The sequence below is a fragment of the Kineococcus sp. NPDC059986 genome (assembly GCF_040702905.1).
Taxonomy (GTDB): domain Bacteria; phylum Actinomycetota; class Actinomycetes; order Actinomycetales; family Kineococcaceae; genus Kineococcus.
The window spans coordinates 85,986-105,127 of record NZ_JBFBND010000017.1 but is presented as its reverse complement, the minus strand read 5'-3'; the positions used below and the strand labels follow the sequence as shown (position 1 = coordinate 105,127).

Here is a 19,142-nt window from a genome sequence, read left to right as displayed (position 1 = left end):
GGAGGAACACCGTGACGACCAACCGTCCGACCGACCCGACCGACCGCGCTGCGCACGGCACCGCTCGCCACGGACATCGAGTCCAGCCGGACCTCGCCGGCCGTCGTGAGGAACGCCGTGTCGGCCGCGTCCCGGCCCGCGCTGATGCGCACGAGCGAGGAGCGCGGCGCCAGGCGCGTGGCGTCGACGACCTCCCACCGGCCCTCCGGTGCCGCCTCCACGACGGCGTGGAAGTCCATGGGGGACAGGCCTGGTGCGTAGACCGCGGCCAGCCGCGCCGGGACGTCCAACGCGCGCAGCAGGGCCGTCGTCAGGTGCGCGAAGTCCCGGCACACCCCCTGCCGGTCCACGAGCGTCTCCAGCGCCCCGTCGGTGGGGGTGCTCGACCCGCTGACGTACGCCGTGCGCTCGGCGACCCAGTCGGCGACCGCGCGGGGCATGTCGGCGCGGGCGACGGACCCGAACTCGACGGCCGCCGTCCGGGCCAGCCGGTCGGACGGGCAGAAGCGGCTCGGACGCGTGTACTCCCAGCGCTCGGTGACCGTCAGCGCCGCGCCCTCGCCCTCCTCGGGCTCGACGACCGCCTCGTAGGCGACGGTGACGTCACCGGTGGGCAGCGTCGTGTGGTGCAGCACCGTGCCGTCCGGCAACGGCTCGGCGGAGAGCGCCACCGGCCCGTCCGGGCCGGTGATGGTGAGCTCCTCGGCACGCAGGGGCGTCCCGGGGCGGCGGGCGACGGCGAGCAGCAGGCTCGCCTCGGTGGGCTGGTCGGCGTGCAGCTGCAGCTGCACGCGCACGGAGGTCCGGGGCACCCGGTGATCCTGCCCGACTCCGCGGACTCCGGCACCCGCCGACCGGGCGCACCGGGTGCGGTGGTCGGTCGGGGCTCCTACCGTGCGAGCCGTGCGCATCGTCATCGCCGGAGGACACGGGAAGATCGCCCAGCTGCTCGGACGGCTGGCCGCCGACCGCGGGGAGGAGGTCGTGGGGCTCGTCCGCAACCCCGACCACGCCGAGGACCTGCGGGACTTGGGTGTGACGCCCGTGGTGCGGGACCTCGAAGGTCTCGTCACGGCGGCCGACGGTCCGGCTGAGCTGGCGGCCGACCTCACCGGGGCGGACGTCGTCGTCTTCGCCGCCGGTGCGGGCCCGGGCAGCGGGGCGGCCCGCAAGGACAGCGTCGACCGCGCCGGTGCGGTGCTGCTGGCCGACGCCGCCGAACGGGCCGGTGTCCCCGCCTACCTGCTGGTCTCCTCGATCGGGGTGGACCGGGTCCGGGACGGCGCCGTCCCCGACGGCGTCGACGAGGTCTTCGTGGCCTACCTGCGCGCCAAGCTGGCCGCCGAGGAGGACCTGCTGTCCCGTGACGGCCTGCGCGTGTGCGTGCTGCGTCCCGCGGGACTGCTCGACGACGCCGGCACCGGCCGGGTGCAGCTGGACCCCGGGGTCGACGGCGGCACCGTCCCCCGCGAGGACGTCGCGGCCGTCGTGCTGGCCCTGCTGGACCGGCTGGTGGCGGGGGACGCGCCGGCCCCCGTGCTCGGTCTCGCCGCGGGCGCGACCCCGGTCGCGGAGGCCGTCGCGCAGGCCTGAGCCGACCCCGACCCAGTGGCTCAGCCGAAGGCCCGCCCGGCGTAGGCCACGACGAAGACGAGGAGAGCCGCGAGCGCCGTCCGCACGGTCCGGCCGGGGGTGCCGCGGTGGCCGCGCGTGGCGCGGGTGTCCGAGCGCAGCCACCGTGCGGGCACCCGGTCCAGGACGACGCCGAGGGCCGCGGACAGCAGACCCCACACGATCCCGAGGCCCAGCACAGCCGGGACGGTGAGCAGCAGGAGGACGTGCGGGGTGGGGGCCCCCTGGCCGGCCCCGACCGCGGCGACGGCCTGCACGAGCAGGCCGGCGGCCGCCAGCGCGAGGAACTCGGCGTCCGTCGGGGGTCGGGGGACCCGGCGCAGGAGGACCGCGAGCAGTCCGGTCGCGGCCAGCGCCACGAGCAGGACGGCGGCGGCGGGGACCTCCCCACCCGCGACGGGAAGCCGTTGGCCCGCAGCGGCCGCCGCCCAGACGGCGACGGCGAACCCCAGCGCCAGGGGGAGCGTGAGGACGGTTCCGTCCCGACGCCGTCCCGGCGCGAGGACCGCGGTGGCGAGCGCGGCCAGGCAGACCTGGGCCCCGAAGACGGCCGCCGACGGGGCGGCCAGGAGGGCCCCCGCGCCCAGGCCCAGCACGAGGACGCGCCGACCGTTCACGGCGGCGCGCCGCTGGTTCGTCGCTGCAGCGCGGCGCCGGTCCGGCCCCGTCACGACGAGCAGGACGGCGGCGGTGACGGCCAGGTCGCCCGGCCCCGGCGGGACGGCCACGAGGGCGGCGAGGGCGAGCACGGGCACCACGGCCGCCCGACGCGAGCCCACGACGCGTTCGGCCACGAGCCAGGTACCGACGACGACCAGCGCCGTGACGGCGGGCAGCACGACGCCGTCGACGGCGTCCGGGGTCAGCGACCAGGCGCGGGCGAGACCGGTGGTCCACGGGGAGGGTCCCGTCCCGGCGTGCGGCCCGGCGAACGGCGTGAGCACCGCGACCGCGACGGCGTACAGCGTCGCGGCGACGCCCGCGCGGTCGGTCCGGCCGCGCCGGCGCAGCGTCAGCCGCCCCAGCAGCACCAGACCCGCGGCGAGGACGGCCGCCCGCAGCCAGCCGGGGGACCGGACCTCCCCGAGGACGTCGACCCAGGCGAGGCCGGGCAGCACGAGCAGCCCGAGGAGGGGCAGTCGTCCGCGCCCGCCCCGCACGGTGGGGCGTGGGACCCGGGGTCGCGGGGACACCCGGTGCCGGAGCAGGACGGCGCCGGTTCCCAGCACCAGGCCCACGCCCGCGACGACGGGCCCGCCGGGTCGCCAGCCGGCCGCGTCGGCGAGCCGGAACAGGCCCGTCACGACGACGAGGCCGGCGCCGGCGGCCAGGACGACCCGCGCCAGGGGGTCCGGCAGCGGGACACGGGCGAGGTGCAGCAGCGGCAGTCCGAGGACCGTCACCGCGACCAGCAGCACCGCGGCGGCGAGCGGGGCCGGCAGGGGCACCCCGAGGCTGAGGAGCAGCGTCGTGACCGCGGCCAGGACCACCAGGGCCGGTCCGGCGCCCGGGCGGACCGACGGGTGCGGGGTCAGGGGCGCGCGGTGGCGGGGACCGCGGCGTCGGGCGCGGAGGGGGCCGCGGGTGCGGACGACCTCGAGCCGGTCCGGGTGCGGAGGCGCCGTCACCCCCGCCGGGGAGCCGAGGGGTCCGTGGCTCTGGGAGGGCAGCGTCGGGACGGGCGTCGGTGTCGGGTCCGCGGGCAGGGTGGGGTCGCGGCGCAGGACGGGGTGGTGGTCCACGCGGCGGGCTCCTCTCCCGACGGGCCGGGGGCGGGTTCCCTCGTCCGTCGCGCGACCGTAGGAGCCGCGTCCTCGACCCGGCAACGCGGAATCGGTCAGCTTTCATCACTCAGAGTGAGTAAGGTCGCCCGGCCTGCGCAGTGAGCCCTCCGGGAGGTGTCACGCTCAACTGCCGTCGATTCCCTGTGCGGCAGCGTTTTCGACGAGGCGCCGCAGAATCGGGACGCCGCGGCGGCAAGTCCACCCGAATGCCAGCACCGACGTGAGGGATGACGCACGGTGAGCTCCCACGGGCCGTCCCGGGGGCGGCCCCGCACCGCGACCCGTGACGGGCGGTGCGTGCGGGAGACTGGGGGTCCCGACCGCCCTCGCCGCTGGAGGAACCACGTGCCCGCCCCCGACCTCGCACCGGCCCGCACCGGACGTGCGCTGCTGCTCGAGAACATCCACGCCGACGCCCGGACGCTGCTGTCCGACGCCGGCTGGCAGGTCGAGACCGCGTCCGGCGCGCTGGACGAGGGGGAGCTGCTCGACCGCCTCGACGGCGTCTCGCTGCTGGGGATCAGGTCGCAGACGCAGGTGACGGCGAAGGTCCTCGAGAACGCCCCCGACCTGCGGGCCGTCGGCGCCTTCTGCATCGGCACCAACCAGATCGACCTCTTCGCCGCGGCGGCCCACGGCGTCGCCGTCTTCAACGCGCCGTACAGCAACACCCGCAGCGTCGTGGAGCTCGCCCTCGCCGAGATCATCGCCCTGACGCGCCGCCTGACGGTCAAGGACCGTGCCATGCACGACGGCGTCTGGGACAAGTCGGCCACCGGTTCGCACGAGGTCCGCGGCCGTCGCCTCGGGATCATCGGCTACGGCAACATCGGCTCGCAGCTGTCCGTCGTGGCCGAGGCGCTCGGCATGACCGTCTTCTTCTACGACCGCACCGACAAGCTGGCGCTGGGCAACGCGCGCCGCTGCGGGAGCCTGCACGAGCTCCTCGAGGTGGCCGACGTCGTCACCCTCCACGTCGACGGCCGCAGCAGCAACAGCGGCTTCTTCGGGCAGGAGGAGTTCGCCCGCATGCGGCCCGGCTCGATCTTCCTCAACCTCTCGCGCGGCTTCGTCGTCGACCACGCCGCCCTGCGCAGGCACGTCGAGTCCGGCCACATCGCCGGTGCGGCCGTCGACGTCTTCCCGACCGAGCCCAAAGGGTCCGGCCACACCTTCGAGTCCGAGCTGCGCGGCCTGCCCAACGTGATCCTCACCCCGCACGTCGGCGGCTCCACCGAGGAGGCGCAGGAGGACATCGGCCGGTTCGTGGCCGCCAAGCTGCGCGACTACGCCCTGCACGGGGCGACGACGCTGTCGGTGAACCTGCCGACGCTGGGGGCCGAGGCCACGCCCGGGACGGTCCGGCTCGCGCACCTGCACCGCAACGTGCCGGGCGTGCTGGCCGCGATCAACTCCGTCCTGGCGCAGGCCGGCGTGAACATCGAGAGCCAGCAGCTGGCCACCCGCGGCGACCTGGGATACGTCGTCACCGACATCGCCGCGGAGGCCTCCGACGAGGTCGGTCGACTGCTGCGCGAGCTGCCCGAGACCGTCCGGGTGCGGCAGCTGGCCTGAGCGTGCCGCGGCTCGTCGTCGTCTCCGACACCCACCTGCCGACGCGGGCGAAGGACCTGCCCGCACCCGTGTGGGCGGCGGTGGAGGCCGCGGACGTCGTCGTGCACGCCGGGGACTGGTGCGACGCGGCGACCGTGCTGGCGCTGCGGGCCAGGACGGCACGTCTGGTCGGGGTCGCGGGCAACAACGACGGTCCGGACGTGCGCGCGCACCTGGCCGAGACGGCCACCTTCGCGCTCGCGGGCGTGCGCTTCGGCGTCGTCCACGAGACGGGTGTGAAGGCCGGGCGCGAACGCCGGTGCGACGCGACGTGGGCCGACGACGTCGACGTGCTGCTCTTCGGCCACAGCCACGTCCCCTGGGACTCCACGACCCCGCGGGGGCTGCGGTTGCTGAACCCGGGCTCGCCCACCGACCGCCGTCGGCAGCCGACGGGGACGTGGCTGGAGCTCGACGTCTCCGACGGCCGGCTCGGCGACGTGGTGCTGCACCGGGTGCCGCGCCCGGGGTTACCGGGGACCTGACCTCGGCGAGCCGTGGGCTCAGAGGTAGATGTCGACCCGGCTGGCGGGGTGCTCGACGTCGGCGGGGCCGACCTCGACCTCGTCGTCGGCGGTGGGCCGGCGGATCACCATGGCGGGGCGGCCACGGCGGCGTTCGCGGTCGGGGGTGTCTCCGGAGGCGGGTCGTCCGGACACGGGGGCTGCAGGCGTGGTGACGGCCTGCGAGCCCCAGGTGGCGCTCTCGAGGCTGATCATGTCGTCCCATCGGCCGTCACCGTGCGTGCTTGAGGAGCTCGCGCCCGTTCACCCGTCCGGCCCAGTGGCAGGGGTCTTGCTCACGCGGCGGTGACGGCGAGCGCCGTGGGCCACGCGCGCGCCAGCAGCTCGTACGACGCGGCGCGTTCGGCGGGGTCGTGCACGTTCGTCACGACGAGCAGCTCGTCCACGCCCGTGCGCAGGGCCAGGTCGGCCAGTCGCCGGGCGACCTGCTCACCCGTCCCGACCACCAGGTGCTCGCCGAGCCGGCCCGCGGTGTTGCGCTCGGCGAGGGTCCAGCGGTGCGCGTCGGCCTCCTCCGGGGTCGGCAGCGGCGCCGGGGCACCGAGGCGCAGCCGCACGGTCGCCAGGGTCGCGGCCCGGGCCAGGGCGGCGGCCCGGTCCGCGTCGGAGGCGACCACGACCGCCACCGACAGCAGCGCGTGCGGGGCGCTGCGGTGCGCCGAGGGCCGGAACGCCGACCGGTAGGCGGCCACCGGCTCGGCGGGGTCCAGCGTCCCGAAGTGCCCGGCGTAGGCGTACCCGGTGCCCAGCTCGGCGGCGACCCGGGCGCCGTGGTCGCTGGAGCCGAGGACCCAGACCGGCGGCAGCGGGACGCCGGTCGGCATGGCCGTGATCCCCGCGAACGGGTGCTCCGGCGCGAACCCCTCGACGTACCCGCGCAGCTCCGCGTACTGCTCGGTGAAGTCGTCGGCCGCGAGGGCCTGCCGCGACCGGCGCAGCGCGAGCGCGGTGCGCCCGTCCGTCCCGGGTGCCCGGCCCAGGCCGAGGTCGACGCGGCCGGGGTGCAGCGCCTCGAGCGCGCGGAAGATCTCGGCGACCTGCAGCGGGGAGTGGTTGGGCAGCATGATCCCGCCCGCCCCCACGCGCAGCGTCGACGTGGCCGCGGCCACGGCGGTGAGCAGGACGGCGGGTGCGGAGACCACGGCGGGCGAGCCGTGGTGCTCGGCGACCCAGTAGCGGTGGTAGCCGAACCCCTCCACGGCGCGGGCGAGGTCGACGCTCTCCCGCAGCGCCGCGGCCGGCGGCCGGCCGGAGGCGACGGGGGAGAGGTCGAGCACGGAGAGCGGGACGTGCGGCCGTGGGCGGGACGCGGGCGCGGAACTCACAGGGGCATGTGTCGCAGCCCGGGGCTACTGTCGTCAACCGTGCCGCCAGAACGTGCCCAAGGCAATCGAACGACCGACCGCGGGTGGCTGCGACGGTTGGCCGGGTACTGCGCCCGGCACCCCCGCGACCTCGCCCTCTCGTTCGGCGCCGCCGTCGTCTCCTACGTCGTGACCGCGCTCGTCCCGCTCGTGGTCCGCCACGTCGTGGACGACGTCATCGACCGCCCCGCGGGGGCGGGCGGGTCGCTGTGGCCGTGGGCCGCGCTGCTCGTCGTGGCGGGGCTGCTCGTCTACGCGCTCGGGTTCGTCCGCCGGTACACCGCGGGCCGGCTCTCCCTCGACGTCCAGTACGACCTGCGCAACGACGTGCACGCGGCCGTCCAGCGGATGGACGGCCGCCAGCTCGACGGCCTGTCGACCGGTCAGGTCGTGAGCCGGTCCATCAGCGACGTGCAGCTCGTGCAGGGCCTGCTCGCGTGGCTGCCCAACGTCACGGGCAACGCCGTCCTGTTCGTCGTCTCGCTCGTCGTCATGGCGGTGCTGTCCCCGCCGCTGACGCTCGTCGCCCTCGCCATCGGTCCCGCGCTCTTCTGGATCGCCTGGCGCAGCCGCCGGGACCTGTTCCCCGCCAACTTCGCCGCCCAGGCCCGCACCGCCGAGGTGGCCGCCCGCGTGGAGGCCGCCGTGACGGGGGTGCGGGTGGTCAAGGGGTTCGGGCAGGAGGCCGCCGAGCTGGCCCGCCTCGAACGCGTCGTCGGCGACCTGTTCACCGACCGGATGCGGGTCGTCCGCTACAACGCGCGCTACGGCCCGGCGCTGCAGGCGGTCCCGGCGCTCGGGCAGGTCGGCGTGCTCCTCTTCGGCGGCTGGCTCGCCCTCACCGGGCACCTCACGATCGGCACGTTCCTGGCCTTCTCGACGTACCTCGGCAGCCTCGTCTCACCCGTCCGCCAACTGGCGGGGCTGCTGACGATCGGGCAGCAGGCCCGGGCCGGGGTCGAACGCGTCCTGCAGGTCGTCGACACCCGGCCCACCGTCCTGCCCCCCGCCGACGCCCCCGACCGGACCCCCACGAGGCACCTGCCCACCGGTCCGCTGTCCGTCCACTTCCGCGGGGTCGGGTTCGGTTACGCCCCGGGACGGTCCGTCCTGCACGACGTCGACCTCGAGGTCCCCGCCGGGGCGACGGTGGCCGTCGTCGGGACGGCCGGATCCGGCAAGTCGACGCTCACGGCCCTGCTCGACCGCTTCCACGACGTCGACACCGGCCGCGTCGAGGTCGGCGGGGTCGACGTGCGCGACCTGGACCCTGAGGAGCTGCGCCGCGCCGTCGGCATGGTCTTCGAGGAGACCTTCCTCTTCTCCGACACGGTGCGCGCCAACGTCGCCTACTCGGTGCCGGACGCCTCCGACGAGCAGGTGCGGGCCGCGCTGCGCACCGCCGCGGCCGACGGGTTCGTCGACGCCCTCGACCACGGCTGGGACTCCCTCGTCGGGGAGCAGGGGCTGACCCTGTCCGGGGGGCAGCGGCAGCGCGTCGGGCTGGCCCGTGCCCTGCTGGCCGGCCCGCGGGTGCTGGTCCTCGACGACGCCACGTCGGCCGTGGACCCCACCGTCGAGCAGCGCATCCTGTCCGCCCTGGCGACGGGGCGACCGGCGGGGCAGACCGTCCTCCTCGTGGCCCACCGCCGCTCGACGCTGCGGCTGGCGGACACGATCGTGGTCCTGGACGCCGGGCGCGTCGTCGACTCCGGGACCGAGGTGGAGCTCGCCGCGCGCTGCGAGGTCTTCCAGCGGCTGTTCGACACGGGACCCGGGACGGAGCGGGACGCCGCGCCCCGCCTCGACCGGGTGCCGACGCCGCCGTCCACGACACCTCCTGCGACGCGGGCCGTCCCCGCACCCCGGCGCGCCGACCGACCCGGGGCGGCGGCCGTCGACGTCGGGCTGCCGGTCTCGCCGGAGCTGCTGCGGCGCATCGAGGCCCTGCCACCCTCGAGCGACACCCCCGACGTCGACGTCGCCGCGGCCGAGCGGCACGACCCGCGGTTCTCCCTCGGGCGGTTGCTGCGCCCGTTCCGGTGGGCGCTGCTGGCCGGGATGCTCCTGGTCGCCGGGGACGCCGTCGCCCAGCTGTTCCTGCCGCAGCTCGTGCGCAACGGCCTCGACGACGGGGTCGCCCGCCAGGACGTGCACGCGCTGTGGGCGGCCGTCGCCGTGGCCGCGGTGGTCGTGGTGCTGGACTGGCTCGTGACCGTCGGGCAGGGCCGGGTCACCGGGCGGACGGGGGAACGGCTGCTCTTCACGTTGCGGCTCAAGACGTTCGCGCAGCTGCAGCGCCTCGGCCTGGACTACTACGAGCGCGAGCAGGCCGGCCGGATCATGACGCGGATGACGACGGACGTCGACGCGCTGGCGCAGTTCCTGCAGAGCGGCGTGGCCCAGACGCTCGTCAGCCTGCTCTCCCTCGTCGGGGTGTTCGTGGCGATGCTGCTGCTCGAACCGGAACTGGCGCTCGTCGTGCTCGCCGTCCTGCCCGTCCTGGTCGCCGCCACGCTGCTCTTCCGGTCCCGTTCGCGCCCGGCGTACACCGAGGCGCGCGAACGCGTCAGCGCCGTCAACGTGCAGTTCCAGGAGTCCGTCGCGGGGGTCCGGGTGACCCAGGCGTTCGTGCGGGGCCCCCAGGACGCCGAGCGGTTCCACGCCAGCGGCTGGGCCTACCGCGACGCCCGGGTGCGCGCCCAGCGGTACATCGCGACGTACTTCCCGTTCGTGCAGTTCCTCAACGAGGCCACGGCGGCCCTCGTGCTCGTCACGGGCGGGGCCATGGTCCGCGACGGCCGGATCTCGGTCGGCGTGCTGGTGGCGTTCCTGCTCTACGTCGACCTGTTCTTCTCCCCGGTCCAGCAGCTGTCGCAGGTGTTCGACGGCTACCAGCAGGCCGCCGTCGGGCTGCGCCGGCTGCGGGACCTGCTGCGGACGCCGACGACGGTGCCCGCCGCGGCCGACCCGGCCCCCGTCGGACGGTTGCGCGGGGACGTCCGCCTCGAGGACGTCGAGTTCCGCTACCAGGGCACCGAGCGCCCGGCCCTGGCCGGGATCGACCTGCACGTGCGGTCGGGGGAGACCGTGGCGCTCGTGGGCGAGACCGGGGCGGGGAAGTCGACGGTCGTCAAGCTCGTCGCCCGGTTCTACGACCCGACGGCCGGCCGGGTCCTCGTCGACGGCGCCGACCTGCGCGACCTCGACCTCGCGGGCTACCGGCAGCGCCTCGGCGTGGTGCCGCAGGAGGCGTACCTCTTCGACGGCACGGTCGAGCAGGCCATCGCGTACGCCCGCCCGGGCGCCACGGGCGATCAGGTGCGCGCCGCCGCGGCCGCGGTGGGGGCGGACGCGGCGATCGCGGCGCTGCCGGGCGGGTACGGTTTCGTCGTCGGCGAGCGGGGGCGCAACCTCTCGACGGGCCAGCGCCAGCTCGTGGCCCTGGCCCGGGCCGAACTCGTCGACCCCGACGTGCTGCTGCTGGACGAGGCGACGGCGGCGCTGGACCCGGCCGCGGAGGCCGCGATCGCCGCGGCCAGCGACGCCGCCGCGAGCCGGCGGACGACGATCGTCGTCGCGCACCGGCTGTCGACGGCGGCGCGGGCCGACCGGATCGTCGTCCTGGACCACGGCGGGGTGGTCGAGCAGGGCTCGCACACCGAGCTCCTCGAACGCGACGGCGCCTACGCGGCGCTGTGGGCGTCCTTCGTCGCCGGGCGTGCCGCCACGGCGTGACCTCCCGGGTCCCGGCGGGTCCAGGCACTTCCGGGCCACCTCCCGGCCCTTTCCGGGCCCGCGTGCAGGAGAGGCCGGACCGGAGGAGTCTGGGCGTCATGAGCAGGACGACACAGCGTCACCAGAACTCCGAGCGGCTCTCGGTGCAGCACGGGGACCACGGCGAACAGGCCGAGTCCCCGCGCCAGATCCCCCGCCGCGGCTGGGTCGCCGTCACCTGGCGGGCCTGGGCCGAGGCCAAGGACGATCAGGTCCCGCTGCTGGCGGCGGGGGTGGCCTTCAAGGCCTTCCTCGCCGTCTTCCCGGCGCTGACGGCGGCGTTCCTCCTCTGGGGGATCTTCGGCGACACCCGGACGATCGTCGACCAGGTCAACGGCGTCGCGGCGATCCCGACGGCGGCCCGCCAGCTCGTCACCGACCAGGTCGGCCAGGTGGCGAGCGGGAAGTCCACCGCGGGCGTCACCGCCGTCGTCGCGATCCTGCTGGCCCTGTGGAGCGCCTCCAGCGGCGTCGAGAACCTCATGGCCGCCACGAACCTCGCCTACGACGAGAAGGAGACGCGGGGTTTCCTACGCCGCAAGGGCACAGCGCTGGTCCTGACCGTCGGGGCGATCGTCTTCATGCTGCTGGCCGTCGCGTTCATCGGTGTCGTGCCCGTCCTCGTCGGCGCCCTCGGTGCCGGGGGTGCGGTGAGCGTCGTCGTCAACGTCCTGCGGTGGGTGCTGCTGCTCGCTCTGGTCGTCGCCGCCCTGGCGGTGCTGTACCGGCTGGCCCCGGACCGCGACGCCCCGCGCGTGCGGTGGGTGTCCGTCGGTGCGGGCGTGGCCACGGTGCTGTGGCTCGTCGTCTCGGCGGGTTTCTCGCTCTACGTCACGGTCGCGGGGAACTCCTCGTACGCCAAGAACTACGGCGCGATGGCCGGCGTCGTCATCCTGCTCATGTGGTTGTGGCTCACGAGCTACGCCGTCCTGCTCGGCGCGGAGGTCAACGCCGAGTCCGAGAAGCAGACCGACGTCGACACCACCGTCGGTCCGGAGGAACCGGTGGGGCGGCGCGACGCCGTCGCCGCGGACGAGAAACCGCGCGAGCGGTGAGGGAGGAGACGCACGTGGACGACGACACGACGGAACCGACGGAACCGGACGAGGGGACCGGGGTGGCCGAGCACCTGGAGAACTCGAAGCGACTGGCGGCGCAGGCGCACGAGGGGTGGGAACGGCTCCCCACCGCCCACGAGGCGGACGACGCCCACCACCCCGGAGCGCAGGGGCAGCAGGCGCCGTCCGACTGAGGGGCCGCGCCGGCGGGTCAGCGACCGCCGGTGAGCTTGCGGGAGCGCTGGTTCGACCCCGGCCCGCCGTACGGGTAGTCGGCGGGTTCGGGGTCGCTGGCCTCGTCCAGGAGGGCGAGTTCGGCGGCCTCGAGCTCGAGGTCGGCCGCGCCGAGGTTCTCGGTCAACTGGGCCGTCGTGCGCGCCCCCAGGATCACCGAGCTCACGGCGGGCTGGGCGGACAACCAGGCCAGGGCGATCTGCGCCATCGGCACCCCGCGCTGCTCGGCGACGCGCTGGACGGCGTCGACGACCGCCCAGGTGCGTTCCTGCGCGTTGCGCTTGGCGTAGGCCTCGACGCCGCGGTCGGGGTTCTCCCCGAGGCGGGTGGCCCCGGTGGGCACCGTGTCGCGCGTGTACTTCCCCGACAGCCAGCCACCGCCGAGCGGGGACCACGGCAGCAGCCCGAGGCCGTTCTCCTCCGCCGCCGGGACGATCTCCCACTCGATCTCGCGCACGAGCAGGTTGTACTGCGGCTGCAGGGTGACGGGCGGGGAGTACCCGCCCGCGTCGGCGACGTCGACCGCCTTCTGCAGCTGCCACCCCGTGAAGTTCGAGAGCCCGACGTGGTGCACCTTCCCCGCGCGCACGAACGAGTCCAGCGTCGCGAGGGTCTCCTCCAACGGCGTCCACGGGTCCCACGCGTGCACCTGGTAGAGGTCGACGGCCTCGACCCCGAGCCGGCGCAGCGACGCGTCGAGCGCGCGCGTCAGGTGCCGGCGCGAGAGGCCGACGCCGTTGGGTTCACCGGAGGTGGGGAACCGGCCCTTGGTGGCCAGCACGACCCGTTCGGTGACGTCGGCGGGGCGGTCGGCCAGCCAGGCGCCGATGACCTCCTCCGACACCCCGCCGCTGTAGACGTCGGCCGTGTCGACGAGGGTGCCGCCGGCGGCGAGGAACGCGTCGAGCTGCTCGAAGGCGACGTCGCGGTCGCTCTCGCTGCCGAAGGTCATGGTGCCGAGCGCGAGGTTCGACACCGAGGTTCCGCTGTTGCCCAGGGTTCTGTACTCCATGGCCGCATCCTGCCCCTGGTTCGGCCCGAGCGCCCCTGACACCATGCGGGGGTGGAGCCGACGCCCGACCCCCGACCCGCTGTCGACGTCCGAGCCGCCGACGGCCCCGCGTTCGACGTCCACGTCCGCGGGACGGTCTTCCTCGACATCGTCATGACGGGCCTGGACTCCGAACCCCGGCTCGGGACGGAGGTCTGGACCTCGGGGATGGGCTCGTGCCCCGGCGGGATCGCGAACATGGCCGTCGCCGCGTCCCGGCTGGGGTTGTCGACGTCGTTGTCCGCCGCGTTCAGCACCGACGCGTACGGGGAGTTCTGCTGGCGCACCCTCGGGGAGCAGGAGGGCGTCGACCTGTCGACGTCGTACCGCGTGCGGGACTGGCACTCGCCCGTGACGGTGTCGCTGGCCTACGGCGGGGACCGGGCCATGGTGACCCACGAGCACCCGGCGCCCGTCGACGAACCCGCGCACGTGCCGCCGGCGCGGGCGGCCCTGGTCCACCTGGCCGCCGTTCCGCAGCCGTGGGTGCTGCGGGCCCGCGAGCAGGGGTCCCTCGTCTTCGCCGACGTCGGCTGGGACGCCTCCACGCAGTGGAACCCCGACGTGCTGTCCGGTCTGGAGCACTGCCACGCGTTCCTGCCGAACCACGTGGAGGCCATGCGCTACACGCGGACCGACGACGCGGCCGCCGCGGTCGACGCCCTCGCCGACCGGGTCGCGGTCGCCGTCGTCACGTGCGGGGCCGACGGGGCGCTCGCCGTCGACGAGACGACGGGGGAGCGGGCGCAGGTCCCGGGGCTGCGGTTGGACGCGCTCGACGCGACGGGGGCCGGAGACGTCTTCGGCGCGGGGTTCCTCACCGCCACCCTGGCCGGCTGGGGGCTGGCCGAGCGGTTGTCCTTCGCCAACCTCTGCGCGGGGTTGTCGGTGCAGCAGTTCGGGGGCTCGCTGTCGGCGCCCGGGTGGGGGGACATCGCCGACTGGTGGTCGCACCTGCGCCGGGGGCCGAGGACCTCGGCGACCGCCCAACTGGTCGTGCAGTACGGGTTCCTCGACGAGGTCATCGCGGCGCACCGCAGCGGGACGGACCGCGCCGTGCGGCGGGCCACGGCGACCCTCGCGGTCGGCAACGACCTGCCGAACGGGGGACCGCCCGTCATCTAGCTGACAGCCCGTGTCTATCTACATACTCTCGGTGACGTGACCACACCTCCCCGCCGCCGCGGCGCGGCGAGCCGTGTCCTCGCCACGGCCCTGCCGTTCGCCCTCGCCGTCCCCCTCGGCCTGGCCGTCGCCGTCCCGGCGTCCGCCGCCGACACCCCGCCGCGGGCAGTGCTGCTCGCGACCCGACCGACCATCACGTCCGCCCCGCCCCTGCGCGTCGTGCTCGGGCAGCCGTTCAGCCACACCTTCACGGCGACGGGTGATCCGGCGCCGCGCTGGAGCGTGACGGGGACCCTGCCTCCCGGGCTCACCCTCGACCCCGTCACCGGGGTCCTGTCCGGAGTGCCCACCGCGACCGTGGCGCTGAGCCTGGCGACCGTCACGGCCACCAACAGCGCGGGATCGGCGAGCCAGGCGGTGACCCTCGCGACCGTCCTGCCCGGCACCCCGGCACCGGCGCCGGGCGCCGCGCCCGTCATCACGTCCGCCCCGCCGGTCGCCGTCGTCCTCGCCACGCCGTACCGCCACCAGTTCACCGCCACCGGGACCCCGACCTCCACCTGGTCGGTCACCAGCGGCACCCTGCCGGCCGGCCTGACCCTGGACCCGGTCTCCGGCGTGCTGTCCGGCACCCCCTCGGCCATCGGGACGTCGGTGTTCACGGTGACCGCGCGGAACTCCGCCGGCAGCGCCGCGCAGACGGCCACCCTCGTCGTCGTGGGGTCGAGCAGCGCTCCGTCCATCACCCCGCCGCCCACCGTCGTCGCGACCGTCGGGGTGCCCTTCGCCTACGAGGCGTCGGCCACCGGCGTCCCGCGCCCCACGTGGTCGGTCGAGGGAGCCCTGCCCGCCGGGGTCCGGATCGACGCCGCGACCGGCGTCGTGACCGGCACCCCGACCGCGCCGGGGACCTCCACCGTGACGCTCGTGGCGACGAACTCCGTCGGCAGCGACCGCGAACCGCTCACGCTCGTCGTCGCCGCGGCGGGGTCGGCACCCGTCACCGACGCCACCCGCACGGTCGTGGGGACCGTCGGTGCGCCCCTGCGCACGACCCTCACTGCGAGCGGCACCCCGACGTGGGCGCTCACGGCGGGGGCGCTGCCGGCCGGCCTCACCCTCGACGCGGCGACCGGGACGATCAGCGGGATCCCGACCGTCGCGGGGACGACCGTGGCCACCGTGTCCGCCACGACGACGGTCGGGGTCACCCCCGTCGAGGTGACGTTCGTCGTCTTCCCGGTGCAGCTGGCCACGACCCCGCCCGCCGGCACCGCGCGCTGGGCCGGGGCCGACCGGATGGGCACCGCGGTCGACGTGTCCCGCAAGCTCTTCCCGCAGCCCGCCTCGGCCCGGGCCGTCGTCCTGACGACCTCGGAGAAGTACGCCGACGCGCTCGCCGGGGGCCGGCTCGCCAGCGCCAACGGCGGCCCGCTGCTGCTCACGCCGTCGGCCTCGTTGTCGGCCGACGTCGCCGCGGAGGTCAGCCGCGTGCTCGCCCCGGGCGGCACGGTCTTCGTCCTCGGCGGGGAGACCACGCTGACCCCGCAGGTCGCCGCCTCGGTGGCGGCCCTGCCGGGCGGCTACCGCGTCCAGCGGCTCGCCGGGGCCGACCGGTTCGCCACGGCCGCGGCCATCGCGACCGAGGTCCGGGGGGTGTCCGGCGGGACGACCGGACCCGTCTACCTCGTCAACGGGCAGAACTTCCCCGACGGGCTGGCGGTGTCCGCGCTCGCGGCCCGCACGGGCGGGGTGGTCATGCTCACCGACGGGGCCGCGCTGCCCACCGTGACCCGGGCCTACCTGCAGGCGAACGACCCGACGGGGACGCAGACCGTCCCGGTGGGCGGTCAGGCCGAGGTCGCCGCGGGCGAGCTGCCCACCGCCACCGCCCGGGCCGCCGTAGCGCAGGCCCTCGTGGGAGCCGACCGCTACGACACCGCCCGCCTCGTGGCGGCGGAGTTCGAGAGCGGGTCGGGGGTCCCCGTCGTCGCCGCGGGACTGGCGACGGGGGAGAACTGGCCCGACGCCCTCGTGGGGGCCGCCGCCCTGGGCGCCCTCAACTCGCCCCTCCTCCTGACCCCGCGGGTCCAGCTGGACCCCGCGACCCAGGCGGCCATGGCCGGGCTCAACGCCGTCAGTCCCGTCTCGGTGGGGCTCGTCTTCGGCGGCGAGCCGTCGCTGTCCGCGGGCACCATGGCGAGCTTCGCCGCGCTCGTGCCGGCCCCGGCGACGGGCACGACGCCGTGAGCGGCGGCATGATCCACCGGTGAGCGAACGGCCCGTCGACCACCGTCCAGGTGCCGCCCCCTTCGTCCCGGAGGGGGCGGACCTGGACGCGTTGCGGCGGGCGGCACCCGCCTGTCGCGGGTGCGAGCTGTGGGAGCCGGCCACCCAGGTCGTCTTCTCCGCCGGCGCCCCCGACGGCCGCCTCGCGCTCGTCGGGGAGCAGCCGGGCGACCAGGAGGACCGGCGCGGGATCCCGTTCGTCGGCCCGGCGGGCCGGCTCCTGCAGAAGGCCGTCGCCGAGGCGGGCATCGACCTGTCGACGACCTACGTCACGAACGCGGTGAAGCACTTCCGGTTCACCCAGACCGCACCCGGCACCCGCCGCATCCACGCCACCCCGGACCAGGGGCACGTCACGGCCTGCCGGCCCTGGCTGGCGGCCGAACTCGCCGTCGTCGACCCCGACGTCGTCGTCTGCCTCGGGGCCACCGCCGCCAAGGCGCTGCTGCCGAAGGACTTCCGCGTGACCAAGCACCGCGGGCGGCTGTTCTCCCTGACCACGACCCGGGGCGAGAAGACCTTCCTGGGGACCATCCACCCCTCGGCCGTCCTGCGCGTCCCCGAGGCCGAGCGCGACGCCGCCTACGCCGGTCTGGTCGCCGACCTGCGCACCGCCGCCTCCGCGCTGGACTGAACCTGTCGGTCTTCATGTGCTGACATGCGTCTAGCATGGATGCACGATGGACACCGCGCGCACACCAGGAACGACGAAGGTCCCGGGCACCCCGCCCGCCGCCGACCGCGTCTACGCCCACGTCAAGCAGGCCGTCCTCGACAGGACCCTGCCCGGCGGCCACCTGCTCACCGAGGGGGAGGTCGCCGACGAGCTCGGCGTCTCCCGCACCCCGGTCCGGGAGGGGCTGCTGCGGCTGCAGGCCGAGGGACTCGTCCGGCTCATCCCCAAGCGCGGGGCGCTCGTCGTGCCGGTCTCCCCCCAGGAGGTCGAGGACGTCCTCGAGGCGCGCGAGCTCGTCGAGGTGCACGCGGCCCGCCGTGCGTGGGCCGTCCGTTCCGAACTCGTGCACCGCCTCACCCCCCACCTGCTGGCCATGCGCCGGGCTGTGACCAGCGGCACGACGTGGGACTTCATGAGCGCCGACCGCGCCTTCCACGCCGAGGTCGTCCGCGCCGCCGGCAACGAGGTCCTCGCCGGCGTCTACGACTCCCTGCGCGACCGCCAGATGCGGATGGGGGTGCTCAACCTCGGCGGAGCGCCGGAGCGCACGGCCCGGGCGCTCGCCGACCACGAGGCCCAGCGCGAGGCGCTGCTCGCCGGCGACGAGCAGGCGTGGACCGACCTCGTGCGCGAGCACGTCCGCCAGGCCGGTGACCGGCTGCGGGCGGTGCGCGCGTGAGCCGCCGTGCGCCCGCGGTGCCCGGGGCGTGGCTCGTCTTCGGCGTCGGGGCCCTGGCCTACGTCGTCACCGTCGCCAACCGCACCTCGCTGGCCGCGGCGGGACTGGACGCCCAGCACCGGTACGACATCACGGCCGGCACCCTGTCGAGCTTCGCCGTGCTGCAGTTCCTCGTCTACGCCGCGCTGCAGGTGCCGGTCGGCGTCCTCATCGACCGCTGGGGGCCGCGCCGGCTCGTCGTCCTCGGCGCCGCCACCATGGGCGCGGGCCAGCTCGTGCTGGCCCTGAGCACCCAGACCTGGCAGGCGGTCCTGGCGCGCGTCCTCGTCGGCGCGGGCGACGCCGCGACGTTCGTCAGCGTCCTGCGGGTCGTCACCAACTGGTTCCCGCCCGACCGCGTCCCCGTGATGACCCAGCTCGTCGGCCTCTTCGGCCAGCTCGGGCAGGTGTTCAGCTTCGTGCCGCTCGTGGCGCTGCTGCACGGCCCCGGCTGGACGTCGGCGTACACGGGCATGGCCGCCTTCACACTGCTGGCCACCGTCCTGTCGGTGCTCGTCCTGCGCGACGTCCCGCCGGGCCGGGCGAACCCGCGCGTCACCCGGTCGCTGCGGCAGGTCGGCGGGGACCTGCGGGCAGCCCTGCGGCACCCCGGGACGCGGCTCGGCCTGTGGTCGCACTGGGCGACCCCGTTCTCCGGCAACGCCTTCGCGACGCTGTGGGGTTTCCCGTTCCTCGTCTCCGGGCAGGGCCTGAGCCCCGCGGGCGCCAGCGGCCTGCTGACGCTCTACACCGTGACCGCGGCCGGGACGGGACCGCTGTTCGGCGCGTTCGTGGCCCGGCACCCGCTGCGCCGGTCCTGGCTGGTCCTGACGGTCGTCGGGTCGCAGGTCGTCGTGTGGGCCGCGGTGCTGCTGTGGCCCGGCCGCGCGCCGCTGGCCCTGCTCGCGCTGCTCGTCGTCGTGGCCGCCACGGGGGTGCCCGGGTCGATGGTCGGCTTCGACTACGCCCGCACGTCGAACCCGGCCCACCGCCTCGGCGGCGCGACCGGGATGACGAACGTCATGGGCTTCACGGCCTCCGTCGTGCTGATCCTGCTCGTCGGCGTCCTGCTCGACGCGCAGGGCGCAGGGACGCCGCAGACCTACTCCCTCGGCGCGTTCAAGGTCGCCTTCGCGCTGCAGTACCCGCTGTGGGCCGTCGGCGTCGTCGGGATCCTCGTCAGCCGCCGCCAGACGCGCGCGCTCATGGCGCGCGACGGCGTCGTGGTCCCGCGCGTGCGGGACGTGCTGCGGGGCCGTGGTTCCCGTGCGGGGGCCGGCACGGCATGATGCGGCG

At 75.7% G+C, this 19,142-nt stretch carries 16 protein-coding genes; 11 read left to right on the top strand and 5 right to left on the bottom strand.

Going from position 1 to position 19,142, the window contains the following annotated elements; all coding sequences use genetic code 11:
- A partial coding sequence (locus AB0637_RS14495) for a transglutaminase domain-containing protein (protein ID WP_366173129.1) occupies positions 1 to 812 on the bottom strand: 812 nt, incomplete at its 3' end.
- A gap of 91 nt (positions 813 to 903) precedes the next feature.
- Between AB0637_RS14495 and AB0637_RS14490 the strand changes: the two genes are divergently transcribed.
- Complete coding sequence (locus tag AB0637_RS14490; RefSeq protein WP_366173128.1) at positions 904 to 1,593, top strand: NAD(P)H-binding protein; 690 nt, start codon at positions 904 to 906, stop codon at positions 1,591 to 1,593.
- A 20-nt stretch (positions 1,594 to 1,613) separates the two neighbouring features.
- Here the strand turns inward: AB0637_RS14490 and AB0637_RS14485 are convergent, their stop codons facing one another.
- Positions 1,614 to 3,374: a hypothetical protein gene (locus tag AB0637_RS14485; protein WP_366173127.1), complete on the bottom strand. Its 1,761-nt coding sequence runs from the start codon at positions 3,372 to 3,374 to the stop codon at positions 1,614 to 1,616.
- 387 nt (positions 3,375 to 3,761) lie between these two features.
- On the opposite strand from AB0637_RS14485, the gene serA reads away from it, so the two are divergent.
- Positions 3,762 to 4,991, top strand: coding sequence for a phosphoglycerate dehydrogenase (gene serA, locus AB0637_RS14480; RefSeq protein WP_366173125.1), 1,230 nt, complete (start codon positions 3,762 to 3,764; stop codon positions 4,989 to 4,991).
- Positions 4,992 to 4,993: 2 nt separating this feature from the next.
- Complete coding sequence (locus tag AB0637_RS14475; RefSeq protein WP_366173124.1) at positions 4,994 to 5,515, top strand: YfcE family phosphodiesterase; 522 nt, start codon at positions 4,994 to 4,996, stop codon at positions 5,513 to 5,515.
- A gap of 18 nt (positions 5,516 to 5,533) precedes the next feature.
- Here the strand turns inward: AB0637_RS14475 and AB0637_RS14470 are convergent, their stop codons facing one another.
- The gene (locus tag AB0637_RS14470; RefSeq protein WP_366173123.1) at positions 5,534 to 5,749 is read right to left on the bottom strand and encodes a hypothetical protein; all 216 of its coding nucleotides are present in this window, start codon (positions 5,747 to 5,749) and stop codon (positions 5,534 to 5,536) included.
- 80 nt (positions 5,750 to 5,829) lie between these two features.
- On the bottom strand, positions 5,830 to 6,879 hold the full coding sequence (locus tag AB0637_RS14465; protein WP_366173121.1) for an LLM class flavin-dependent oxidoreductase: 1,050 nt from the start codon (positions 6,877 to 6,879) through the stop codon (positions 5,830 to 5,832).
- 39 nt (positions 6,880 to 6,918) lie between these two features.
- Here AB0637_RS14465 and AB0637_RS14460 point away from each other — a divergent pair, with 39 nt between their 5' ends.
- The 3 genes from AB0637_RS14460 (at position 6,919) to AB0637_RS14450 (ending at position 11,947) form a co-directional block, all read left to right on the top strand.
- Positions 6,919 to 10,656: an ABC transporter ATP-binding protein gene (locus AB0637_RS14460; protein WP_366173119.1), complete on the top strand. Its 3,738-nt coding sequence runs from the start codon at positions 6,919 to 6,921 to the stop codon at positions 10,654 to 10,656.
- A gap of 98 nt (positions 10,657 to 10,754) precedes the next feature.
- Positions 10,755 to 11,750: a YihY/virulence factor BrkB family protein gene (locus AB0637_RS14455; protein WP_366173118.1), complete on the top strand. Its 996-nt coding sequence runs from the start codon at positions 10,755 to 10,757 to the stop codon at positions 11,748 to 11,750.
- 14 nt (positions 11,751 to 11,764) lie between these two features.
- Complete coding sequence (locus AB0637_RS14450) at positions 11,765 to 11,947, top strand: hypothetical protein (protein WP_366173117.1); 183 nt, start codon at positions 11,765 to 11,767, stop codon at positions 11,945 to 11,947.
- Positions 11,948 to 11,964: 17 nt separating this feature from the next.
- Here the strand turns inward: AB0637_RS14450 and AB0637_RS14445 are convergent, their stop codons facing one another.
- Entirely contained in the window at positions 11,965 to 12,999 is a 1,035-nt protein-coding gene (locus tag AB0637_RS14445) for an aldo/keto reductase (RefSeq protein ID WP_366173116.1), read from the bottom strand.
- A 153-nt stretch (positions 13,000 to 13,152) separates the two neighbouring features.
- Between AB0637_RS14445 and AB0637_RS14440 the strand changes: the two genes are divergently transcribed.
- Genes AB0637_RS14440 through AB0637_RS14420 form a run of 5 tightly spaced genes read left to right on the top strand, consistent with a single transcriptional unit; the run spans position 13,153 to position 19,135 of the window.
- Positions 13,153 to 14,163 (top strand): PfkB family carbohydrate kinase, encoded by a 1,011-nt coding sequence (locus AB0637_RS14440; RefSeq protein ID WP_366173135.1) that lies wholly within the window; start codon positions 13,153 to 13,155, stop codon positions 14,161 to 14,163.
- 36 nt (positions 14,164 to 14,199) lie between these two features.
- Complete coding sequence (locus tag AB0637_RS14435) at positions 14,200 to 16,413, top strand: cell wall-binding repeat-containing protein (protein ID WP_366173115.1); 2,214 nt, start codon at positions 14,200 to 14,202, stop codon at positions 16,411 to 16,413.
- 19 nt (positions 16,414 to 16,432) lie between these two features.
- On the top strand, positions 16,433 to 17,086 hold the full coding sequence (locus AB0637_RS14430) for a UdgX family uracil-DNA binding protein (RefSeq protein ID WP_366173114.1): 654 nt from the start codon (positions 16,433 to 16,435) through the stop codon (positions 17,084 to 17,086).
- Between the two features lie 46 nt (positions 17,087 to 17,132).
- Positions 17,133 to 17,807: a GntR family transcriptional regulator gene (locus tag AB0637_RS14425; protein ID WP_366173113.1), complete on the top strand. Its 675-nt coding sequence runs from the start codon at positions 17,133 to 17,135 to the stop codon at positions 17,805 to 17,807.
- Positions 17,804 to 19,135 (top strand): MFS transporter, encoded by a 1,332-nt coding sequence (locus AB0637_RS14420; RefSeq protein WP_366173112.1) that lies wholly within the window; start codon positions 17,804 to 17,806, stop codon positions 19,133 to 19,135. The genes AB0637_RS14425 and AB0637_RS14420 overlap by 4 nt, the downstream gene beginning before the upstream one ends.
- The last annotated feature ends 7 nt before the right edge of the window (positions 19,136 to 19,142 follow it).